The sequence below is a fragment of the Paenibacillus taichungensis genome (genome assembly GCF_003287275.1).
In the GTDB taxonomy this organism is placed as follows: domain Bacteria; phylum Bacillota; class Bacilli; order Paenibacillales; family Paenibacillaceae; genus Paenibacillus; species Paenibacillus taichungensis_A.
The window spans coordinates 698,409-718,323 of sequence record NZ_QEVW01000006.1; the positions used below are offsets into that span (position 1 = coordinate 698,409).

Here is a 19,915-nt window from a genome sequence, read left to right on the forward strand (position 1 = left end):
AGAGGCGATATGTCATCACATGAAAAAGCCCCGCATGTTGTTCATCGATCATGGAATCATGACTATTATTGCAATAGTTCCAACAGTCGCTCCAGATCTTGTTTGCTGTAGTAGTTGAGCTCAATTTTACCTTTATCTTTGTTATGCTTAATTTTCACCGTTGTTTTAAATCGTTCACGTAAAGATTCTTCTAATGTATCAATAAATGGATCTTTTTTCTTCAACTTGGATTTGGCTTTCGCTTCACCCATTTTGGAACGATCCAATTGTTGAACAGCCTCTTCCAGTTCACGTACGCTCCATTGTTGATCAATGGTTTGTTTTGCCAGTTGCTTCACAAGGCTCTCATCTTTAACACCGACGATAGCACGTGCATGACCCATTGACAATGTTCCACGTGAAACATGATCCTTCACTTCTTCCGGTAATGATAACAAACGTAGGAAGTTAGCGATGTGAGAACGTGATTTGCCCACTTTTACGGAGAGTTCTTCCTGGGTTAATCCAAACTGATCCATCAACCCCTGATAAGCAACTGCGACTTCCATCGCATTCAGATTCTCCCGCTGCAGGTTCTCGATTAAAGCAATCTCCATAACCTGCTGATCACTGAAATTACGAACTACGGCAGGCACAGTGGCATTACCGCAATATTGGGAAGCTCTGAACCGACGTTCACCAGCAATAATCTCATAACCTCTCAAAACCGGTCGTACAATAATAGGTTGTATAACGCCATGTTGACGGATCGATTCAGCAAGTTCATGTATCGCATCCTCATCAAATACTTTACGAGGTTGGTAAGGGTTTGCCCGCAGTTGACTAATCGGGATTTCTACGACTTTATCATCGTCATTAATTGAAAGCGAAGGAATGAGGGCATCAAGACCTTTTCCAAGCCGCTTACTCATAAGAAATCACTTCCTTTGCGAGCTCTAAATAAACTTCAGCCCCTCGGGATCGAGGATCATACGTAATGATAGACTGACCATGAGAAGGTGCCTCACTAAGCCGCACATTGCGCGGAATAATGGTCTGATACACCTTTTGTTGGAAATACTTCTTCACTTCTTCAATCACTTGAATACCCAGATTCGTACGAGCATCAAACATCGTCAGCAATACTCCTTCAATCTGCAGGGATGTATTCAGATGTTTCTGCACCAAACGAACCGTGTTGAGCAACTGGCTCAACCCTTCGAGCGCATAATACTCACACTGAATCGGAATGATCACCGAATCGGAAGCTGTCAACGAGTTGATCGTTAACATGCCGAGGGAGGGTGGACAATCGATCAGTATGTAATCATAGTTTTTTTTCACCATGGCGAGTGATTTTTTCAGGCGGACTTCCCGTGATATCGTTGATACCAGTTCAATCTCGGCTCCGGCAAGCTGAATCGTTGCAGGTATGATATGAAGGCCTTCAATCTGAGTTTCCACAATCGCTTCTTGAGGAGGAACTTCATTAATGATGACATCATATATACAATTGGCCACATCTGCTTTGTTGATTCCGACTCCGCTGGTTGTATTCCCCTGGGGGTCAATATCGACAAGCAGCACCCTTTTCCCGAGCGAAGCCAGTCCTGCACCCAAGTTAACAGATGTCGTCGTTTTCCCCACACCGCCCTTTTGATTTGCTACGGCCATAATCTTAGACAATTACTTCACCTCAAATAAAATAGGAGTCTTTTCTTGTAGGTTGTGAACTACAGTTAACAAAAAGCAGGTGGCTATCATCCACACAAACATCAACTACCGTTTCTTCATGGTGCTCTTCTACGCTGTTCATGCCACTCTCAACTTTATAGACAGAAAAAGCGGCCCATTGCCGCCTTAAGCTTCAATTATTTGCGTTTCGGGATATGGATAACGATCTCGTAGTGGTCCTCATGGTCCGCTTCCTTGGTTTTGATATCTAGACCGGAGCCCGATACCATATCAATGGATTGACGAATCGTATTAAGTGCAAGTCTAACGTCCTTCGTGAAGGAGATACGTTTGGATTTTTTGATCTTCGAGGATTCCTTGTAAAAGGCAACTCGTGCTTCCGTTTGTTTTACATTCAACTCTTTATCAATAATTTCGCCGAGCAATTTCATTTGCAACTCTTCCGTATCCAATGAAAGCAAAGCTCTGGCATGACGCTCCGAAATCTTACGTTCCATCAGTGCTGTCTTAATGCCTTCCGGTAGCTGTAACAACCGGATTTTGTTGGCGATCGTTGACTGGCTTTTACCTAATCGCTGCGCAAGACTTTCCTGTGTAAGTTGGTGCAGGTCAATCAATTTCTGATAAGCAACAGCCTCTTCAATTGAAGTGAGTCCTTCACGCTGCAGGTTTTCGATCAATGCGATGGACGCTGCCTGAGAGTCGTTGAATTCACGCACAATGGCCGGAATATGATCCAAGCCCAGTTTTCGAACTGCACGCCAGCGACGTTCCCCGGCGATAATCTCATATGATCCATTTCGTACGCGGACGACAATCGGTTGTATAACTCCATGTGTCTTGATCGTCTGCAACAACTCATCAATTTTATCATCATCAAAAATAGTACGGGGTTGATATGGGCTGCTCACAATTTCATTGACCGGAATTTGTTTAATCTCATCTCCGTTATTGCGCTCCGCCAAACCAAACAACTTCGAAAATTGTTCTTTCATTCCGTATATTACCACCTAGTTTCGTAATAGCTCCCGCAAAGTTGCAGGTGCTTCTTATTCAATATGCGACTCTTCCAAATGCTGTCGTTCTTCGAATAAGTTTTGCCTTCCATGACGCCATCTGTAAACCTATACAATAAAGCTCAAAAATCTATCTATACATATAATCTATGATCTCTGTAATCCAGGACCGGATACTTCTATTCTATCATCTTTTCTTCCATAATCCTATGTTTACCTATTCTTTAAACTCTTCTAATTTTCCTGCTTTTTCTTCACGAACATTAGCCATATGATTGCTTATACACAATAAGATATAGAGAATCTCTGCAGACAGGACCTGCTCCTAGTAGCTACGCTGTGTGCTCGTTTAATACCATTTATAAATGGATTTTCATAAGATTGCCTCAGTGGCGGAATAACCTCTTTCTTACGTGTCTTTCAATTCTATATCTACTACTATTGCCGATGCTCTTTCTCTATCCATAGGAAAGTTAATGGCCTTCATTCAAAGAATAGCTTTAACAATAAAAATGATGTTTCATCAAGATGAATTTCTACGCTAATAAATTTATTATCGATTCTGTTTTTCTCTGCTCTATGTAATTGGGATGTAGATGCTATGTATACTAGATAAAATTCAAAACAAAAAGAGGATGTTTCACGTGAAACATCCTCTTTGCTCTTATCCTAAGTTCTTCATTAAATAAACGAAGATTGATCTTCTTACCTTTTTAAATATATACGATGTTACACCAAGAACTATACCAAAGGTGTTTTTAGTGGTGTTCCTGGTTTACGTGGATATTTAAATGGCGTCTTATCAAATTTTTGAATCAGAATGATATGACGCGCCGACTCTTCAACGGGTAGCTGGAACGGATGGACTGCTTTCACCCGTCCTTTCAGCTGGTTAAAACTGAATTCAGCTTCCTTCATTTCTTCGCGCGGGTCTCCACCCTTCATTGCAGCGAATAATCCACTTTTACGAACAAAGGGCAGACAGAATTCGTTAAGCACCGCTAGTTTAGCAACTGCACGCGCAGTAACAAGGTCGTAGCTGTCTCGATATCCTTCTTTGCGTCCAAGTTCCTCCGCACGACCATGAATCAATTCTACGTCGGTCAGGCCGAGTGTATCTACAAGATGCTGCAGAAAGCCAATACGTTTATTTAAGGAATCAATGATCGTCAGCTTGATATGCGGAAAACAAATTTTAAGCGGTAGGCCCGGGAACCCAGCCCCTGAACCAATGTCTGCTAGTTTGTTTACCTTCGACATATCTGTATAAAACGCCAGCGATATTGAATCATAGAAATGCTTTGTATATACTTGTTCACGTTCAGTAATCCCGGTTAGATTCATCTTTTCATTCCAAGCTACCAGCTCCTGAAAATATAACTCGAATTGCTCCAACTGGCGTTCATCCAGCTCCAATCCATGTTTCTTCAGGCGCCGTTGTAGCTGCTGTTGAATATCGTCCATTATTGTCCCCTTGCTGCGGTTACACGGTTATAATGCTCCAGGTAAACCAGCAGAATGGAGATATCCGCAGGAGTAACCCCGGCAATACGGGACGCCTGTCCTATCGAGATTGGACGAATGGTAGCGAGCTTCTGCTTTGCTTCCATAGCAAGGCCATGAATTTCGTCATATATAATCGTGTCCGGAATTTTCTTTTTCTCCATTTTTTGCAAACGTTCCACGTGGATCAATTGTTTCTCAATATAACCCGCATATTTAATTTGAATTTCCACTTGCTCTTTCATGTCAGCGGTCAGTTCCACCTCGGAAGGTGAGATCTGCTCAATCCAGTCATACCCGATCTCTGGGCGGCGCATCAATGTCAGAAGTGTGCTTCCATCCTGAATCGGTGTAGAACCGATCTCTTCCAGCTTCGGATTCACTTCGACAGGGCGAACTTTGGCTGCCTTCAGACGATTCACTTCCTGTTCTACTTTTGCCTTTTTGTCCAGGAATTTAGCATAACGTTCATCAGGAATCAGACCAATATCATGACCAATTTCCGTCAAACGCATATCGGCATTATCATGACGAAGCAACAAACGATATTCTGCACGAGAAGTCAGCAGACGATAAGGTTCATTCGTACCTTTGGTTACGAGATCATCGATCAGTACACCAATGTACCCTTGGGAGCGATCAAGTACAACAGGCTCTTTACCCTGTACTTTACGTGCAGCATTGATGCCTGCCATTACGCCTTGTCCTGCCGCTTCTTCATACCCGGAGGTACCATTAATCTGCCCTGCTGTGAACAGACCTGGAAGGCGTTTCGTTTCAAGTGAAGGCCACAGTTGTGTTGGCACCATCGCATCATATTCAATAGCGTAGCCATTACGCATCATTTCTACTTTTTCCATACCCGGGATAGAACGCAGCACTGCCAATTGGACATCCTCTGGCAGACTTGTAGACAGACCTTGTACATAGTATTCCGATGTGTTTTTGCCTTCTGGCTCAAGGAAAATCTGATGCTTCGGTTTGTCGCTGAAACGCACAATTTTGTCCTCAATCGATGGGCAATAACGCGGTCCCGTTCCTTCAATAACACCTGAGAACATCGGTGCACGGTGGAGGTTGTCATTAATAATCTGGTGTGTCTCCACAGACGTATACGTCAACCAGCAAGGCAGTTGCTCATTATCGGAAGATTCCGTTTCATAAGAAAAGAACTTCGGTTTGTCATCACCTGGCTGAATTTCCGTTTTGCTAAAATCAATCGTATCCTTATGCACGCGCGGTGGTGTACCTGTTTTAAAACGAACCAGGTCGAAACCAAGCTCACGCAGATGTTCGGATAACTTAAGGGAGGGCTGTTGATTATTCGGGCCACTCTCGTACATTAACTCACCCATAATTACTTTACCGCGCAGATACGTACCTGTTGTCAAAACAACGGCTTTAGCCCGGTACTCTGTGCCCGTCTGAGTAACCACACCTACGCACTGTCCATCTTCAACGATCAGCCGATCAACCATGCCTTGACGCATCGTCAGGTTGCGTTCATTCTCCATCGTTTCTTTCATCGTATGTTGGTAAGAGAATTTATCAGCCTGAGCACGAAGTGCATGCACAGCAGGCCCTTTACCTGTGTTGAGCATTCGCATCTGAATAAAGGTCTTATCGATGTTGCGTCCCATTTCTCCACCAAGTGCATCAATCTCACGGACCACATGTCCTTTTGCCGGTCCCCCAATAGATGGGTTACAAGGCATGAAGGCAACCATATCCAGATTGATTGTAATCATCAGTGTTTTCGAACCCATACGGGCTGCAGCCAGTGCCGATTCCACACCAGCATGTCCTGCCCCAACGACAATTACATCATAACTTCCGCCATCAAAAGCCATTCCAGTTTACCTCCTTTTTGCCGCCGCACGCCTAAATTCATGCAAACGATCAATTTTTTGTAAAATTGACGAAACACACTCCGCACTCAGTGGAATGCATTTCAATCTATATTAAGCCATCAAGTCTATAGGTACTTCAGACATATTCGCGGATTCTTTGACCACCCACAGATGGACTTTATTATCATACTACTTTTCAGCGCCGGTATGTTTATTAGGTGTTATTTTCCGAGGCAGAATTGAGAGAAAATTTGATCAATCAACGCATCATGTGCTGTATCGCCCACGATCTCACCCAGCTGCTCCCATGCCAGACGAACATCGATCTGGATCATATCAATGGGAATCAGCTGCTCTGCCGCTTCATAGGCATCAATAAGCGACTGCTTCGCTTTTTTGAGCAAAGCAATATGACGCACATTGCTGACATACGTCAGGTCAGCCGACTCCAGCTTGCCACTGAAGAACAACGTCGAGATGGCATCTTCCAATCGGTCCACGCCCAGATCATCTTTCACCGACATCGGAACAAGCCGTTCCTCAGGGATATAACGGAGCAGCACTTCGCGGTCCACCTGCGGCGCTAAGTCCATTTTATTCATAATAATAATTGATTGTCTACCGCGGATTTGTTCCAATAATTCAATCTCGTCCTCATGCAATGGCTCCGCAGCATTGATAACCATCAATAACAGATCAGCCTCATTCACAGCAGAACGAGAGCGCTCCACCCCAATCTTCTCCACGACATCCATCGTTTCCCGAATACCTGCCGTATCGAGCAGTTTGAGCGGTATATTGTTAATTGTAACAAATTCCTCAATGACGTCACGCGTTGTACCTGGAATGTCCGTTACAATTGCGCGGTTGTCCTGGGCCAACGTATTGAGCAATGATGACTTCCCTACATTTGGCCGACCTACGATTGCAGTTGTGATGCCTTCACGCAATATCTTGCCTTGCTCTGCTGTCACCAGCAATTTATCAATTTCAGTCATGACCTGACTGGATTTTTCTTTAATAAATTCAGATGTTAGGGACTCTACATCATGCTCAGGATAATCGATATTGACTTCAATATGAGCAAGCGTCTCCACCAGCGTGTATCTCAGCTCGCGCAGCTTGGACGATAATTTGCCCTCCACCTGCTTGAGTGCAACGGAGAACGCCCGATCGGATTTGGAACGAATGAGATCCATGACCCCTTCCGCCTGGGACAGATCAATCCGTCCATTGAGAAAAGCACGCTTTGTGAACTCCCCAGGTTCGGCGAGGCGAATATCGAGCTGCAACAACAGATCCATTACTCGCTTAACCGACACCACTCCGCCATGGGCGCTAATCTCTACGACATCCTCTGTTGTGAAGGAACGTGGTGCACGCATCACCGTAACCAATACTTCCTCTATCTTCTCTCCAGTCCCCGGATCTACAATATGACCGTAATGAACCGTGTGGGATGCTGCCTGTGTTAGTGGGGTTTTGCTGCGAAAAATCTTCTCCGTCTCCGACACCGCATCCGGGCCGCTCACCCGGATTACAGCGATACCCGCTTCTCCGACCGCTGTTGATATCGCTGTAATCGTATCACTAATCATCGTTATCTCTCCTTGCTCTATTTTAAAATTGCGCCCCTCAGGACGCTATATGAATTTCTATATATAGTTCAGTTGTCCGGTTGCACTACAACGCATCTTTCCGGTCTTGATATAGCATTTTTGTAGTCGCTCTTCCGTTTTGGAAAAGTACTTCTGTACGAAAAAAGCAATGGCTTCTGCACCGGGCAGGAAGCCATTGCGTCTTCAATTTCGTGTTATTTCGTCGTAATAACCACGCGCCGATTAGGCTCCTCGCCCTTGCTGTATGTCTTAATCTGCGAGTGATTTTGCAATTTCGCATGAATGACTTTGCGTTCGAGTGGTGGCATTGGCTCCAGCACAACTTCCTTACCAGTGCGAATAGCCTGTCCAGCCAAACGTTCAGCCAGATCCTCCAGCGTCTTGCGTCGACGTTGACGGAAATTCTCTGCATCAAGTACGATGCGGACGAAGCTTTCCGAATAACGATTTGCTACAATGTTCGTTAAATATTGAAGGGCATCCAGAGTCTGTCCACGTCTGCCAATAATCATGCCCAGGTCTTCACCGGCAATATTGAAGATATGTCCATCACGCTGTTTTTTGATATGCACTTCAACATCCAGTCCCATACCTGCTGCCACTTCTTTTAAGAAAGCAGCCGCTTCCTCATAGGGATTTTTAGCAGCCACACCCTCAAGTGTTGCTTCAACCTGAGGTATATGTGCGGCCGGCTTGATCGGCTGTAAAACAGGTTCGGGCAGCGGCAGAAGTTTCACTTCCACTTTAGCGGCCTTAACCCCGATCAAACCCAGGAATCCTTTTGACGGCTGCTCTAACACTTGTATCTCGACCTTGTCCCGGCTCACGCCAAGCTCAGCCAATCCTTGGTTTACAGCATCTTCAACGGTTTTTCCTGACGCAATGACTTTGGTCATTTCGATTTTTTGGCCCCTTTCGAACCTTTTCCAGAGACAGTTGCCTTGCCACCGTTTTTGCGTTTAGCTCCATTTCCATTTTTGGAAGAGCTGGTCTGCTTCACGTTGACCTCAGCCACGACTTTATCATTATTCCGGTAAAGGAAATAGTTTTGCACGATCGTGTAGATGTTACTGTAGAACCAGTACAGTGGCAACGCAGCTGGGAACTGATACGACATAACGAAGATCAATATCGGGTACACCCACAGCATGAATTGCATCGGTCCAACCTGTTGTGCAGGGTTCATGCGCATCATCATCCACGTTTGAACGAATGTAGTGATGGCTGCCAGCACTGGCAAAATAAACAGGTGATCGGGTGATCCGAGTTGTAGCCACAAGAAATCATGTGTTCTCAGACTGGAGTTTCCGTAAATTGAGTTATAAAGTGCGATGTAAATCGGCATCTGAATGATAAGCGGCAGACAACCGGCCATCGGATTAACTTTGTTCTCCTGAAACAACTTCATTGTTTCTTGCTGAACTTTCTCAGGTGTATCTTTATACTTGGCTTGAATTTCTTTCAATTGCGGCTGAATAGCTTGCATCGCCTTGGAACTGCGAACCTGCTTCATTGTCAGCGGCAAGATTAACGTCCGTACAATTAACACCATGACAAGGACGGCCAGTCCATATTCACCGTTAAACCAGTTGGCAAATGTATCGAGCGCCAGTGAGAACCAATAAATAACATTGGCTTGCCAAAAAGAATCACTATTCTTCAGATCTTCCGTAGTAACCCCCGAACCTTGCGGAGTACACCCGGCTAGTACAGTGACCATTGCAATGACTGCAATGAGGAGAATCCACTTCCCCTTTGATGTCTTCAATCGCGACACTTCATAACCCCTCTCTTAACCATTCCATTCCACCGTAAATCATACCATAATTAGGAGGACAAATAAACCGAAGCTTACCGCTTGCCCGACTTCAAAAGAGAGCCTTTGCGCATCGCATGCAGCAGGCTTTTTTCCATATCCTTATAGGACATGTCCAATGCACCTTTTCTGACAATAAAGATCAGATCCATCTGCGTGACAATCTCTTGCTCGTGATGACGTACGATTTCCTTAATCATGCGTCTCATCCGGTTGCGTACGACAGCGTTTCCGATTTTCTTGCTGCAGGACACACCCACTCGGAATTGTTCTGTATCTTTACGACGACAGCCATACACCACAAACTGATGATTGGCAAACGATTTCCCATACCGGTATACGCGGCTAAAGTCCGCCCGGTTTCGTAAACGCAGTCTTTTATACACGGCGCTTCTCCTTGCTGTTTTCCACCAACATTATTGACGAAGGCTCATTACTGATTTAGTATAGGCTTTCTTGAATAACGATAAACCGTCTTGGCGGCAACTTCATTTGGGATGATTGTTGATCAGTCATTTCAACTGAACAAACATTCATCCTTATATAAGGAACGTTTTCGAAAAAACGGACATCTCATTCATTAAACATAAATGTGTACTTATGCTTTTGCGCAGCCAATTCAGACCTGACCTTTACCAGCATCCAGTCTGAAATGACCTATTTAAGAAAAAAAAGACCACCTCGGTGGTCTTCACATGCATTTAAGCACTCAGGACTTTACGGCCTTTAAGGCGACGTGCAGCCAGAACTTTACGTCCGTTGCTCGTGCTCATTCTTTTCCGGAAACCATGAACTTTTTTACGTTTGCTAACGTTCGGTTTGAATGTAGGTCTCAATGTATTGCACCTCCTCACAAGGAAATACTTATGTGATGAATCACTTTCATCTTCACAGAAAACACCTTTATACATTTAACCATGAACACCTGGAAAAGTCAACTGCGAGCCACTTGCCTCCCTTCTCCTTTTAATGCCTATTCCACCCTACCTAAACGACCATGGATGCGTTCTCCTGTTTATAACCTTCATAAAGCATCAATCAGAGGCTCCAAAAGTTATCCCCATACCCGTTTCATTCACCAAAAAATCATCTTTTACGGTTATCCACACCCTCAAACTCCTTAATTCTATATCCCAATATCATTTCAAGTTATTCACATGTGGATAAAGATTATTTATCGATGATAGACTGTTTCATTGGCTCCGCTTTCGGTTAATATTCATACGTTTCTGAAGAACTTCAATGGTGCAGCTATCCATTACCTGAGCAATATATTATGGCTTTTGAATAGACATACTTTAAATTTAATGTATCCGCTTTATTCTTATGGTTTACAAGTTTTCGAGAAAGGTGTAGGATAAAAAAAACACATCTTGTATACAAGTATACTTATCGGAAGTACAGTATAGATCCTGACTCATTTAAAGGAAGACAATCATTCCAGCAGCTCTTTGAAAAATCCATTTGAAGCAGTATGACGTTCCTAAATTCAGCAGGCGCACAGAGAATAGAACTACTTATTCTCATCATAAGGATTGATGTAAAACGCTCAATCAGCAAAATAGTTGTGCTATGATCAGTATTGAACTGATTACTTATAATAGGAGCGTTAGCCATTATGCTGTTTCCTTCATCCTGGCTTCAGGGGGCTTCCCGCGGGGAAGCCATTGCCTGCGAATTAAGACTACGGATCATTAGCGGAGCCCTTCGTCCTGGCGAAATTTTGTCAGAAAATCGGATTGCCGCAGATTTTGACAGCAGTCGCTCACCTGTACGTGACGCGTTAAAAACATTGTCGAATGAAGGGCTCATTCGGCTGGAGCGTATGGGTGTCGTTGTTATTGGATTGAAAATTAAAGATGTCGAGGAATTGTACGATGTACGTTTCCTGATTGAAAGTTTTGTGCAGCAGCGGCTTGCGGGGGATGTGCCAGATCAATTGATTATCCAGCTACGTAATGTGATAGACAAGATGGACTTGGCTGGACGCCATCAAGATGCGGTTGAATTCGCATATCAGGATCTCGTTTTTCACGAGACTATTATTGAAGCTGCCCAGCATTCCCGTATTTTACATCTATGGAGAAGCATTCGTTATGTTGTCATGACGGTTATGCTGCTCACCACCCGTAGGGTCTTTGTTCAAGGCGAGCAGAAAGTAAGCGCTGTAATCGGCAAACATCGTTTGCTGATCGAGGCTCTTGAATCGGGTGATAAAACACGCATTCAAGCTGGAGTTCGCACGTATTTTCAGGATTCAGGCAAGACGCTGCACGAAAGTTTTGAATCCTAATGCCATAATGATGAAATTACGTCCACTTCATGGCATATCTGTGAAGGGGTTTGCAATCATATCCATTGTGATTGATTGCGCATCAACTTGTCGACAAGTATACAAAATGCGATTTGTTTCAATTTTTTGGGGCATATTAAAGAGGATTTCAATGGATTGTTAGCCGCCCGCGCTGCATGAATTGTAAAGTCTCTTTCTTCCGCCTGATCATGGACTGTTGTAAGCGTTATATATCAGAAAAAAAGGAGCATACCTCATGAGCACTCTTTTTGGGCTATCCCATAATGCAACGTTATTGGTCTGGACATTAATCGCGATTGTTTTCCTGATCGTGTTGATCTCCAAATATAAATGGAATCCTTTCATTACCCTTTTGTTGTCCGCACTAATGCTTGGTTTGCTTACAGGTATGAAGCCTGCGGATGTCATTTCCTCCATTACGGGAGGACTTGGTGGAACACTTGGAACGATCGCCATCGTTATCGGTCTGGGGACCATGCTAGGTAAGATGATGGCTGAATCCGGCGGAGCCGAGCGTATTGCTACCACACTGGTGGATCGTTTTGGTGTAAAACGTGTGCACTGGGCGATGATGATTGTTGGTTTTATCGTTGGTATTCCTGTGTTCTTCGAAGTCGGCGTCATTCTGCTGATTCCGATCATTTTCACCGTTGCACGTAAAACCAATATGTCGCTGCTGCAGATCGGTATTCCGATTCTGGCAGGTCTCTCTACTGTACATGGTCTCGTTCCACCTCACCCGGCTCCCATGATTGCCATCGAAGCGTTCAGCGCCGATTTGGGTAAAACGATCTTGTACTCCCTAATTGTAGGTATCCCGACTGCTATTATCGCTGGGCCTCTGTTTGGTAAATTTATCGGTAAAAGAATACATACCGAACCGCCTGCAGAGCTGGCTGAACAATTCGCTACGAAAAAAAGTAACAACTTGCCCGGTTTTGGCATAACCCTGTTTACCATCTTGCTGCCAGTCATTTTGATGCTTATTGGCTCCATCGCCAATATCGTAGACCCAGACGCTACAAGCGGATTTACCGTTTTCTGTGAATTTATCGGCCATGAAATTATAGCCCTGCTGATCTCCGTCGTGTTCGCCCTCTTTTCACTCGGATTCTCACGCGGTTTCAACAAACATGACATCTCCCGCTTTACCAGTGAATGCCTGGCGCCTACGGCGACCATCATTCTCATTATTGGCGGTGGCGGTGCGTTCAAACAGGTCTTGATCAATAGTGGTGTAGGTAATGCCATTGCTGAGGTCGCCACACATGCCAATATTAACGTAATCCTGTTCGCCTGGCTTGTAGCTGCACTCATTCGGGTTGCTACCGGTTCAGCAACTGTGGCCATGACGACAGCAGCTGGTATTGTAGCTCCGGTTCTTGCACTAACGCCAGGGGCCAATATTGAGCTGGTTGTACTCGCTACTGGTGCCGGATCACTTGTTCTTTCTCACGTAAACGACGCAGGCTTCTGGATGATCAAAGAATTCTTCAATATGAGTGTCTCGCAGACGCTGAAGACGTGGACCGTTATGGAAACACTATTATCTGTTGTTGGACTGATCTTTATTTTGCTGCTGAGTACAGTCGTATAAATTGAATACCTATATAGAAGAAGAAAATAAATTCACACCATTGGAGTTTTACTTTTATGGGTTCAAAAGAAAGAAGGTTTGTGTAAAGTGAACAACTATATGATCGGGATGGATATCGGTACAACCAGTACCAAATCCGTACTCTTTACGGAACAGGGTGAAGTTGTAAGCACGTCGACTCAGGAATATCCTTTATACACCCCAGCTCCCGATGTCGCTGAGCAGGATCCAGAACAAATCGTGCAGGCCGCCCTTCGCTCCGTACGCGGCGTGATGGATCAAAGCGGCGTAGCTGCGGAAAAAATAATGTTCGTGTCCTGCAGCTCTGCCATGCACAGTGTTATTGCCATGGGACAAGATGGTACGCCCCTCACTCGCTGCATCACTTGGGCTGACAACAGGAGCGCTGCCTGGGCCGCCAAACTGCAGGAGAACGGAATCGGGCATTCTATCTATTTGCGAACAGGTACACCGATCCATCCCATGTCGCCGCTGACCAAATTAATGTGGCTGCGCCATGACGAACCTGAACTGTTTCAACGTACCGCCAAATTTATCTCTATTAAAGAATATTTACTCTTCCGTCTGTTCGGTCAATATGTCGTGGATCATTCCATCGCTTCCTGTACCGGTCTGCTCAATCTGGAACAACTGGATTGGGATGCAGAAGCACTTGAGGTTGCAGGCATTACACCTGACCATCTATCGCAGCTCGTCCCGACCACACATATTATAGAGGGAATGAATCACAGATGGGCTGAAAAAATGGCTCTCTCCCCCTCTACGCCCTTCGTCATCGGTGCAAGTGACGGGGTATTGTCCAATCTGGGAGTAAACGCCATTGAGCCTGGCGTTGTTGCAGCAACGATCGGCACCAGCGGCGCGATTCGCACCGTCGTTGACCGTCCTGTTACCGATCCAAAAGGTAGAACGTTCTGTTATGCCCTCACCGAGAAACTTTGGGTTATCGGCGGACCTGTGAATAACGGTGGCATGCTGTTCCGCTGGGTACGGGATGAATTCGCTGCGTCTGAAGTGGAAACAGCCAAACGGCTCGGCATCAATTCCTATGATGTACTCACCAAGATTGCGGAACGCGTCAGCCCCGGTTCGGAAGGACTTCTATTCCATCCGTACCTTTCAGGGGAACGCGCGCCTTTATGGAATCCGGACGCCCGAGGTTCCTTCTTTGGTTTGACCCTTCATCACCAGAAAGAGCATATGATCCGTTCCGTGTTGGAAGGGGTTATTTTCAACCTGTATACGGTGCTGTTGGCTATGGAAGAACAAATCGGACAACCTACCTCCATTCAGGCGACGGGTGGTTTCGCTCGTTCTCCACTCTGGCGTCAGATGATGTCCGATATATTCAACCAGGAAGTCATTGTGCCCGAGAGCTTTGAAAGTTCCTGTCTGGGGGCCGTCGTGCTCGGTCTTTATGCTACAGGGCGAATTAAGTCGCTTCATGCCGTTTCATCGATGGTTGGTACTACGCACAAGCATACCCCTATCAAAGAACATGCATCGATCTACCAGGAACTTCTCCCCATCTTTATTCGCATCTCGCGAAAATTGGAAGAAGAATATGAAGATATCGCGGAATTCCAACGTAAATTTTCCGCTCATATCGAGTAAATCATGCTTTTATAACCACCAAAAAGAGGTTGTTCTCTTAGACCACCATTCCGGTCTTCAGGAACAACCTCTTTTTGGCATTCGCAAAACTACTGTAATGGGAACACATCCATCTCCAAAGTTTGCACGCTTATCCATCCTACCTCTTTTAGGAATAAACCCTACGTTCAATTCATACAAATCAGTAAACGTTCCTTGGTACCAACAGGCCCTCTTCTTGATCTCCTCTGCCTTTGATTTTGTCGTTTCCTCAATTCCTCTCTTCGAAAAAAGGAAAACAGGCATGAAGAGTCACTCCCCTGTAAATCCCCAAAACGTCCATTTTCACTTTACGGTTATCCACAGAGAGGTTATTCACAAACAGAGAATACTTTTACACACAATTCAGCATCATTTGACGAATAACCTGTGTATAAAATAATTTGGGTTTTTGGGTCATCTTGTCGAAAGTTAAACAATTTATAAACAATATATTGTGTTGTGATTAAAAATTATACACAAGTTATTGAATTTGTGGATAAAATCACGCGATACATTGAAATGCCGGGCTTCTTTTGCTATGATTGTATTACTTTTGGATGTGAATATGTGATCTGACCCATAATATTATCAACAGCCTGTGGATAAAGTTGTGAACAATTTTCCGTTGTTCATTCTTTTTTTGTTTTCGACCTGCGGGGGTTTGGGGATAAATTCAACAATATATCTCGTATTTCGACACTGCATCATGGCTTAAGCCACACTTGGAACATGTAAAAGGAGTGACAGTCTGTGGACAGCCATACTTCTGATTTATGGCAGCAAATTTTATCAATCATACAAAACAAGCTCAGCAAACCCAGCTTTGACACTTGGTTCAAAGCAACCAAAGCTACCAAGCTGAACGATCGTTCGATCGTCATATCCGCACCAACCACGTTTGCTGTCGAATGGCTGGAGAGCCGTTACACCAAACTGGTCGGATCGACGGTATATGAGCTGCTTGGCAAACAGGTCGATGTTAAATTTGTCATCGAGGAGAACAAGCCTGCTGAACCGGACCCTCAACTGCCAGCGCCAACGCCTACAGTTGTTCAGGAAGAAGCGGTACTCAGCATGCTGAATCCAAAATATACATTCGATACATTTGTCATTGGGCCGGGCAACCGTTTTGCCCACGCCGCATCGCTGGCGGTCGCTGAAGCGCCCGCCAAAGCATACAATCCTCTGTTTCTCTATGGAGGAGTAGGTCTCGGCAAAACTCACTTGATGCATGCGATCGGACATTACGTCCTGGAGCATGATCCGGGCAGCAAAGTTGTTTATTTGTCATCTGAGAAATTCACGAATGAATTCATTAACTCCATCCGTGATAACCGCGGGGAGAGCTTCCGTAACAAGTACCGTAGTGTCGATATTCTGCTCATTGATGATATTCAGTTCTTGGCTGGAAAAGAATCGACGCAAGAGGAATTTTTCCATACGTTTAATGCGCTGCATGAGGAACGGAAACAGATCATCATCTCCAGCGACAGACCGCCGAAGGAAATTCCAACCCTAGAAGAACGGCTTCGTTCCCGTTTTGAATGGGGGTTAATTACGGACATCCAGCCTCCAGATCTGGAGACACGGATTGCGATTTTACGTAAAAAAGCTCGTGCGGAAAACCTGGATATTCCGAATGAGGCGATGATGTACATCGCCAACCAGATTGATACCAATATTCGTGAACTGGAAGGCGCCCTGATTCGGGTTGTTGCCTACTCTTCGCTGACTAATCAAGATGTAACCACTCATCTAGCAGCTGAAGCACTGAAGGATATTATTCCTTCCAGTCGTCCAAAAATGATCACTATTCACGACATCCAACAAAAGGTCGGCGAGTATTACAGCCTTAAGCTTGAAGATTTCAAAGCACGGAAACGGACCAAAGCCGTTGCGTTCCCAAGACAGATTGCCATGTATCTCTCTCGTGAACTTACAGACTTTTCTCTGCCCAAAATCGGTGAAGCATTCGGAGGGCGAGATCATACCACCGTCATCCATGCGCACGAAAAGATCTCCCAGGCGATTAAAGTCGATCAGGATCTCTATAAAGTTATCAACAACTTAACCGAAAAAATCAAGAATCCAACCTGAATAAGTCCCAAGCCTGTGCACAACGTATACACATGTGGATAGGCTTGGGCTTATGGGTTTATACCCACTTATCCACATATTCAGTGCCCCTATTACTATTATTACTATAAAGATCTAAAAGATATCATCTCCAAATAAGCGATTTTGAAGCTTGGCCTCCGGCCTTTTGAAAAACCCATTTCAACACCTCAACACCCAAAAAACCCGCTAGGAGTGAAACCATGAAAATCAGCATAATGAAAAGCTACTTGAACGAATCCATCCAGCAAGTATCCAAAGCCATCTCAAGCCGTACGACGATCCCAATTCTGAGCGGTATCAAATTCGACGTTAATCATCAAGGTGTGACGTTGACAGCAAGCGACACCGATATCTCAATTCAATCCTTTATCCCGCTTGAAGATGGAGATAAAAGTGTTGTTCAGGTGGAGCAACCAGGCAGTGTTGTACTGCCAGCCAAGTTTTTTGTCGAGATCATCAAAAAGCTGCCTTCCCAAGAAGTGCACATGGAGGTAAAAGAAAACTTCAACACCTTTATCTCCGCAGGAGCTACCGAAATTCAACTGGTTGGTCTTGATCCGGAAGAATTTCCAGTATTGCCAAGCATCGAAGAGAACCAAACCGTCTCCATTCCAGGAGATTTGCTCAAAAACATGATCAAACAAACCGTATTCTCCATTTCCACACATGAAACTACACCAATTCTGACAGGTGTACTCTGGAGTTTGGGCGACAATGAACTGAAATTTGTGGCAACTGACCGTCACCGTCTTGCTACTCGTTCAGCAATGCTGGATAATGCAGAAGGTGTGCGATTCAACAATGTGGTGATCTCGGGCAAAACGCTGAACGAACTCAGCAAAATCGTGCCCGATCAAAATACACTTGTGGATATCGTTGTCGCTGACAACCAGGTTTTGTTCAAAATCGACCGTGTTCTGTTCTATTCGCGCATTTTGGACGGAACTTATCCGGATACTTCTAGAATTATTCCGACTTCGTACAAAACAGAACTTGTTTTGGATACAAAAAAATTAAGCGAATCGATCGACCGGGCTTATTTGCTGTCGCGTGAAGAAAAAACAAATATTGTGCGGATGCAGACGATGGATTCTGGATCAATCGAAATTTCATCAAGCTCTTCCGAGCTGGGGAAAGTAAGAGAAGAAATCGAACCTGCAGACTTTAACGGCGAACCGCTGAAAATCTCGTTCAACTCCAAATATATGCTGGATGTACTGAAAGTGGTGGAGAGTGAGCAGCTGATGATTGCTTTTACTGGTGTCATGAGCCCGATCATCCTGAAACCGCTGGACGACAGTCACAGCTTGTACGTCATATTGCCTTACCGGACGACCAACTAACGAGAGGAAGATCATAGTGAACCAAGTAGCGATTCGTACGGAATATATTAAGCTCGACCAATTTTTGAAACTGGCCGATTGCATCCCAACCGGAGGCATGGCCAAAGCACTGCTTCAGGACGGACTTGTACGTGTGAATAAAGAGCCTGAGGAACGCCGGGGACGCAAGTTATACCCTGGGGATATCGTTGAGGTGGACGGAGAAGGTTCGTTCGAAGTTGTCGCACAATAAGAAGACCAGTTAGATCCTGCTGCCTCCTGACGGACGGGATAAAAGGGAGGTTACCGCGTGTTTGTAAACAGCATAGATCTGCAGCAATTCCGCAATTATGAACATCTGAGACTGGATTCTTTTGGTCCTGTGAATCTTTTGATCGGGCAAAATGCCCAAGGCAAGACCAACCTTGCAGAAGCCATTTTTGTGCTTGCACTCACCAAGAGCCACCGTACATCCCGCGACAAGGAACTGATTCGTTTCGGTGAAGAACGTGCGAGGCTTGCAGCAGAGGTCGACAAAAAGTACGGATCAGTCAAGCTCGAGCTATCTTTGTCGCAACAAGGCAAAAAAGCAAAGATCAACGGACTGGAACAGCGCAAGCTGAGTGATTTTGTCGGAGCGCTTAATGTGGTGATGTTTGCACCGGAAGATCTTGAGATTGTCAAAGGCACACCGGGGGTCCGCCGCCGGTTTCTTGACATGGAGATTGGCCAGGTGGCTCCAGGCTACCTGTATCATCTCCAGCAATATCAAAAAGTGCTCGTTCAGCGTAACAATCTGCTTAAGCAATTATGGGGGCAGAGCGCTTCAGCCCAGACCATGCTTGAGGTGTGGAATGAACAACTGGTGGAGCATGGTGTTAAAATCGTCAAAAAAAGGAAACAATTCATAAAGAAACTTCAAAAGTGGGCTGAAACGATTCATCAGGGCATCACCGGAGGCGGAGAAGTCCTGCGTCTGGCCTACCTTCCTTCCTTCAGCGAAGCCGCTGAGGAAGATGAAGCTGTCTTAATGGACCAATTTATGATAAAATTATCACAAATGAAAGAGCAGGAGATTCGCCGAGGCACAACGCTTAGTGGGCCGCATCGGGATGACCTGTCCTTTTTCATTAACGATCGGGAAGTACAAACGTATGGCTCGCAGGGGCAGCAGCGCACAACGGCGTTGTCCCTTAAACTTGCGGAAATTGAACTGATTCATGAAGAAATCGGAGAATATCCGGTCCTGCTGCTAGACGATGTACTGTCTGAACTAGATCCTTTTCGTCAAACGCAGCTGATCGAGACGTTCCAGAGCAAGGTGCAAACCTTTATTACGGCTACCGGCATCGAGAGTCTGAACGTTGACAAACTTAAAGATGCCAGTATTTATCACGTTCACGCCGGACAGGTTGAACGCTAAGGAGTGA

At 45.1% G+C, this 19,915-nt stretch carries 17 protein-coding genes; 7 read left to right on the forward strand and 10 right to left on the reverse strand.

What is annotated here, in order from left to right:
- Positions 1 to 65 precede the first annotated feature (65 nt).
- The 10 genes from DC345_RS12295 to rpmH form a co-directional block, all read right to left on the reverse strand.
- Positions 66 to 911: a ParB/RepB/Spo0J family partition protein gene (locus tag DC345_RS12295; RefSeq protein ID WP_113053316.1), complete on the reverse strand. Its 846-nt coding sequence runs from the start codon at positions 909 to 911 to the stop codon at positions 66 to 68.
- On the reverse strand, positions 904 to 1,665 hold the full coding sequence (locus DC345_RS12300; protein ID WP_024629525.1) for a ParA family protein: 762 nt from the start codon (positions 1,663 to 1,665) through the stop codon (positions 904 to 906). Before DC345_RS12300 ends, DC345_RS12295 begins: the two co-directional genes overlap by 8 nt.
- A gap of 185 nt (positions 1,666 to 1,850) precedes the next feature.
- The gene (noc, locus tag DC345_RS12305; RefSeq protein ID WP_076287180.1) at positions 1,851 to 2,669 is read right to left on the reverse strand and encodes a nucleoid occlusion protein; all 819 of its coding nucleotides are present in this window, start codon (positions 2,667 to 2,669) and stop codon (positions 1,851 to 1,853) included.
- A 762-nt stretch (positions 2,670 to 3,431) separates the two neighbouring features.
- The gene (gene rsmG / locus DC345_RS12310; RefSeq protein ID WP_113053317.1) at positions 3,432 to 4,154 is read right to left on the reverse strand and encodes a 16S rRNA (guanine(527)-N(7))-methyltransferase RsmG; all 723 of its coding nucleotides are present in this window, start codon (positions 4,152 to 4,154) and stop codon (positions 3,432 to 3,434) included.
- Positions 4,154 to 6,043: a tRNA uridine-5-carboxymethylaminomethyl(34) synthesis enzyme MnmG gene (gene mnmG, locus DC345_RS12315; RefSeq protein ID WP_113053318.1), complete on the reverse strand. Its 1,890-nt coding sequence runs from the start codon at positions 6,041 to 6,043 to the stop codon at positions 4,154 to 4,156. The genes rsmG and mnmG overlap by 1 nt, the downstream gene beginning before the upstream one ends.
- 221 nt (positions 6,044 to 6,264) lie before the next feature.
- Positions 6,265 to 7,641 (reverse strand): tRNA uridine-5-carboxymethylaminomethyl(34) synthesis GTPase MnmE, encoded by a 1,377-nt coding sequence (mnmE, locus tag DC345_RS12320; RefSeq protein WP_113053319.1) that lies wholly within the window; start codon positions 7,639 to 7,641, stop codon positions 6,265 to 6,267.
- A gap of 215 nt (positions 7,642 to 7,856) precedes the next feature.
- Positions 7,857 to 8,558: an RNA-binding cell elongation regulator Jag/EloR gene (gene jag / locus DC345_RS12325; protein ID WP_113053320.1), complete on the reverse strand. Its 702-nt coding sequence runs from the start codon at positions 8,556 to 8,558 to the stop codon at positions 7,857 to 7,859.
- Positions 8,555 to 9,439 (reverse strand): YidC/Oxa1 family membrane protein insertase, encoded by an 885-nt coding sequence (locus DC345_RS12330; RefSeq protein WP_076287175.1) that lies wholly within the window; start codon positions 9,437 to 9,439, stop codon positions 8,555 to 8,557. The genes jag and DC345_RS12330 overlap by 4 nt, the downstream gene beginning before the upstream one ends.
- 74 nt (positions 9,440 to 9,513) lie before the next feature.
- Positions 9,514 to 9,864, reverse strand: a complete 351-nt coding sequence (rnpA, locus tag DC345_RS12335) for a ribonuclease P protein component (RefSeq protein WP_113053321.1) — start codon at positions 9,862 to 9,864, stop codon at positions 9,514 to 9,516.
- 315 nt (positions 9,865 to 10,179) lie between these two features.
- Entirely contained in the window at positions 10,180 to 10,314 is a 135-nt protein-coding gene (rpmH, locus tag DC345_RS12340) for a 50S ribosomal protein L34 (RefSeq protein WP_024629517.1), read from the reverse strand.
- 782 nt (positions 10,315 to 11,096) lie between these two features.
- On the opposite strand from rpmH, the gene DC345_RS12345 reads away from it, so the two are divergent.
- From DC345_RS12345 to recF, 7 genes are all read left to right on the forward strand, one after another.
- Positions 11,097 to 11,771, forward strand: a complete 675-nt coding sequence (locus DC345_RS12345) for a GntR family transcriptional regulator (RefSeq protein WP_113053322.1) — start codon at positions 11,097 to 11,099, stop codon at positions 11,769 to 11,771.
- A 256-nt stretch (positions 11,772 to 12,027) separates the two neighbouring features.
- Positions 12,028 to 13,389: a GntP family permease gene (locus tag DC345_RS12350; protein WP_076287172.1), complete on the forward strand. Its 1,362-nt coding sequence runs from the start codon at positions 12,028 to 12,030 to the stop codon at positions 13,387 to 13,389.
- Between the two features lie 99 nt (positions 13,390 to 13,488).
- A complete protein-coding gene (gntK, locus tag DC345_RS12355) occupies positions 13,489 to 15,024 on the forward strand; it encodes a gluconokinase (RefSeq protein WP_113053371.1) in 1,536 nt (511 codons plus the stop codon).
- A 771-nt stretch (positions 15,025 to 15,795) separates the two neighbouring features.
- A complete protein-coding gene (gene dnaA / locus DC345_RS12365; protein WP_024629513.1) occupies positions 15,796 to 17,142 on the forward strand; it encodes a chromosomal replication initiator protein DnaA in 1,347 nt (448 codons plus the stop codon).
- A 221-nt stretch (positions 17,143 to 17,363) separates the two neighbouring features.
- Entirely contained in the window at positions 17,364 to 18,506 is a 1,143-nt protein-coding gene (dnaN, locus tag DC345_RS12370) for a DNA polymerase III subunit beta (protein ID WP_079696977.1), read from the forward strand.
- A gap of 16 nt (positions 18,507 to 18,522) precedes the next feature.
- Positions 18,523 to 18,738: a S4 domain-containing protein YaaA gene (yaaA, locus tag DC345_RS12375; protein ID WP_024629511.1), complete on the forward strand. Its 216-nt coding sequence runs from the start codon at positions 18,523 to 18,525 to the stop codon at positions 18,736 to 18,738.
- A 57-nt stretch (positions 18,739 to 18,795) separates the two neighbouring features.
- Positions 18,796 to 19,908, forward strand: a complete 1,113-nt coding sequence (gene recF, locus DC345_RS12380) for a DNA replication/repair protein RecF (protein ID WP_063567394.1) — start codon at positions 18,796 to 18,798, stop codon at positions 19,906 to 19,908.
- Positions 19,909 to 19,915 lie beyond the last annotated feature (7 nt).

Excerpts from the sequence above, each read along its gene's own strand:
- DC345_RS12295 (WP_113053316.1), bottom strand. The coding sequence starts at position 911 with ATGAGTAAGCGGCTTGGAAAAGGTCTTGATGCCCTCATTCCTTCGCTT.
- noc (WP_076287180.1), bottom strand. The coding sequence starts at position 2,669 with ATGAAAGAACAATTTTCGAAGTTGTTTGGTTTGGCGGAGCGCAATAAC.
- rsmG (WP_113053317.1), bottom strand. The coding sequence starts at position 4,154 with ATGGACGATATTCAACAGCAGCTACAACGGCGCCTGAAGAAACATGGA.
- mnmG (WP_113053318.1), bottom strand. The coding sequence starts at position 6,043 with ATGGCTTTTGATGGCGGAAGTTATGATGTAATTGTCGTTGGGGCAGGA.
- mnmE (WP_113053319.1), bottom strand. The coding sequence starts at position 7,641 with ATGATTAGTGATACGATTACAGCGATATCAACAGCGGTCGGAGAAGCG.
- jag (WP_113053320.1), bottom strand. The coding sequence starts at position 8,558 with ATGACCAAAGTCATTGCGTCAGGAAAAACCGTTGAAGATGCTGTAAAC.
- DC345_RS12345 (WP_113053322.1), top strand. The coding sequence starts at position 11,097 with ATGCTGTTTCCTTCATCCTGGCTTCAGGGGGCTTCCCGCGGGGAAGCC.
- DC345_RS12350 (WP_076287172.1), top strand. The coding sequence starts at position 12,028 with ATGAGCACTCTTTTTGGGCTATCCCATAATGCAACGTTATTGGTCTGG.
- gntK (WP_113053371.1), top strand. The coding sequence starts at position 13,489 with ATGATCGGGATGGATATCGGTACAACCAGTACCAAATCCGTACTCTTT.
- dnaN (WP_079696977.1), top strand. The coding sequence starts at position 17,364 with ATGAAAATCAGCATAATGAAAAGCTACTTGAACGAATCCATCCAGCAA.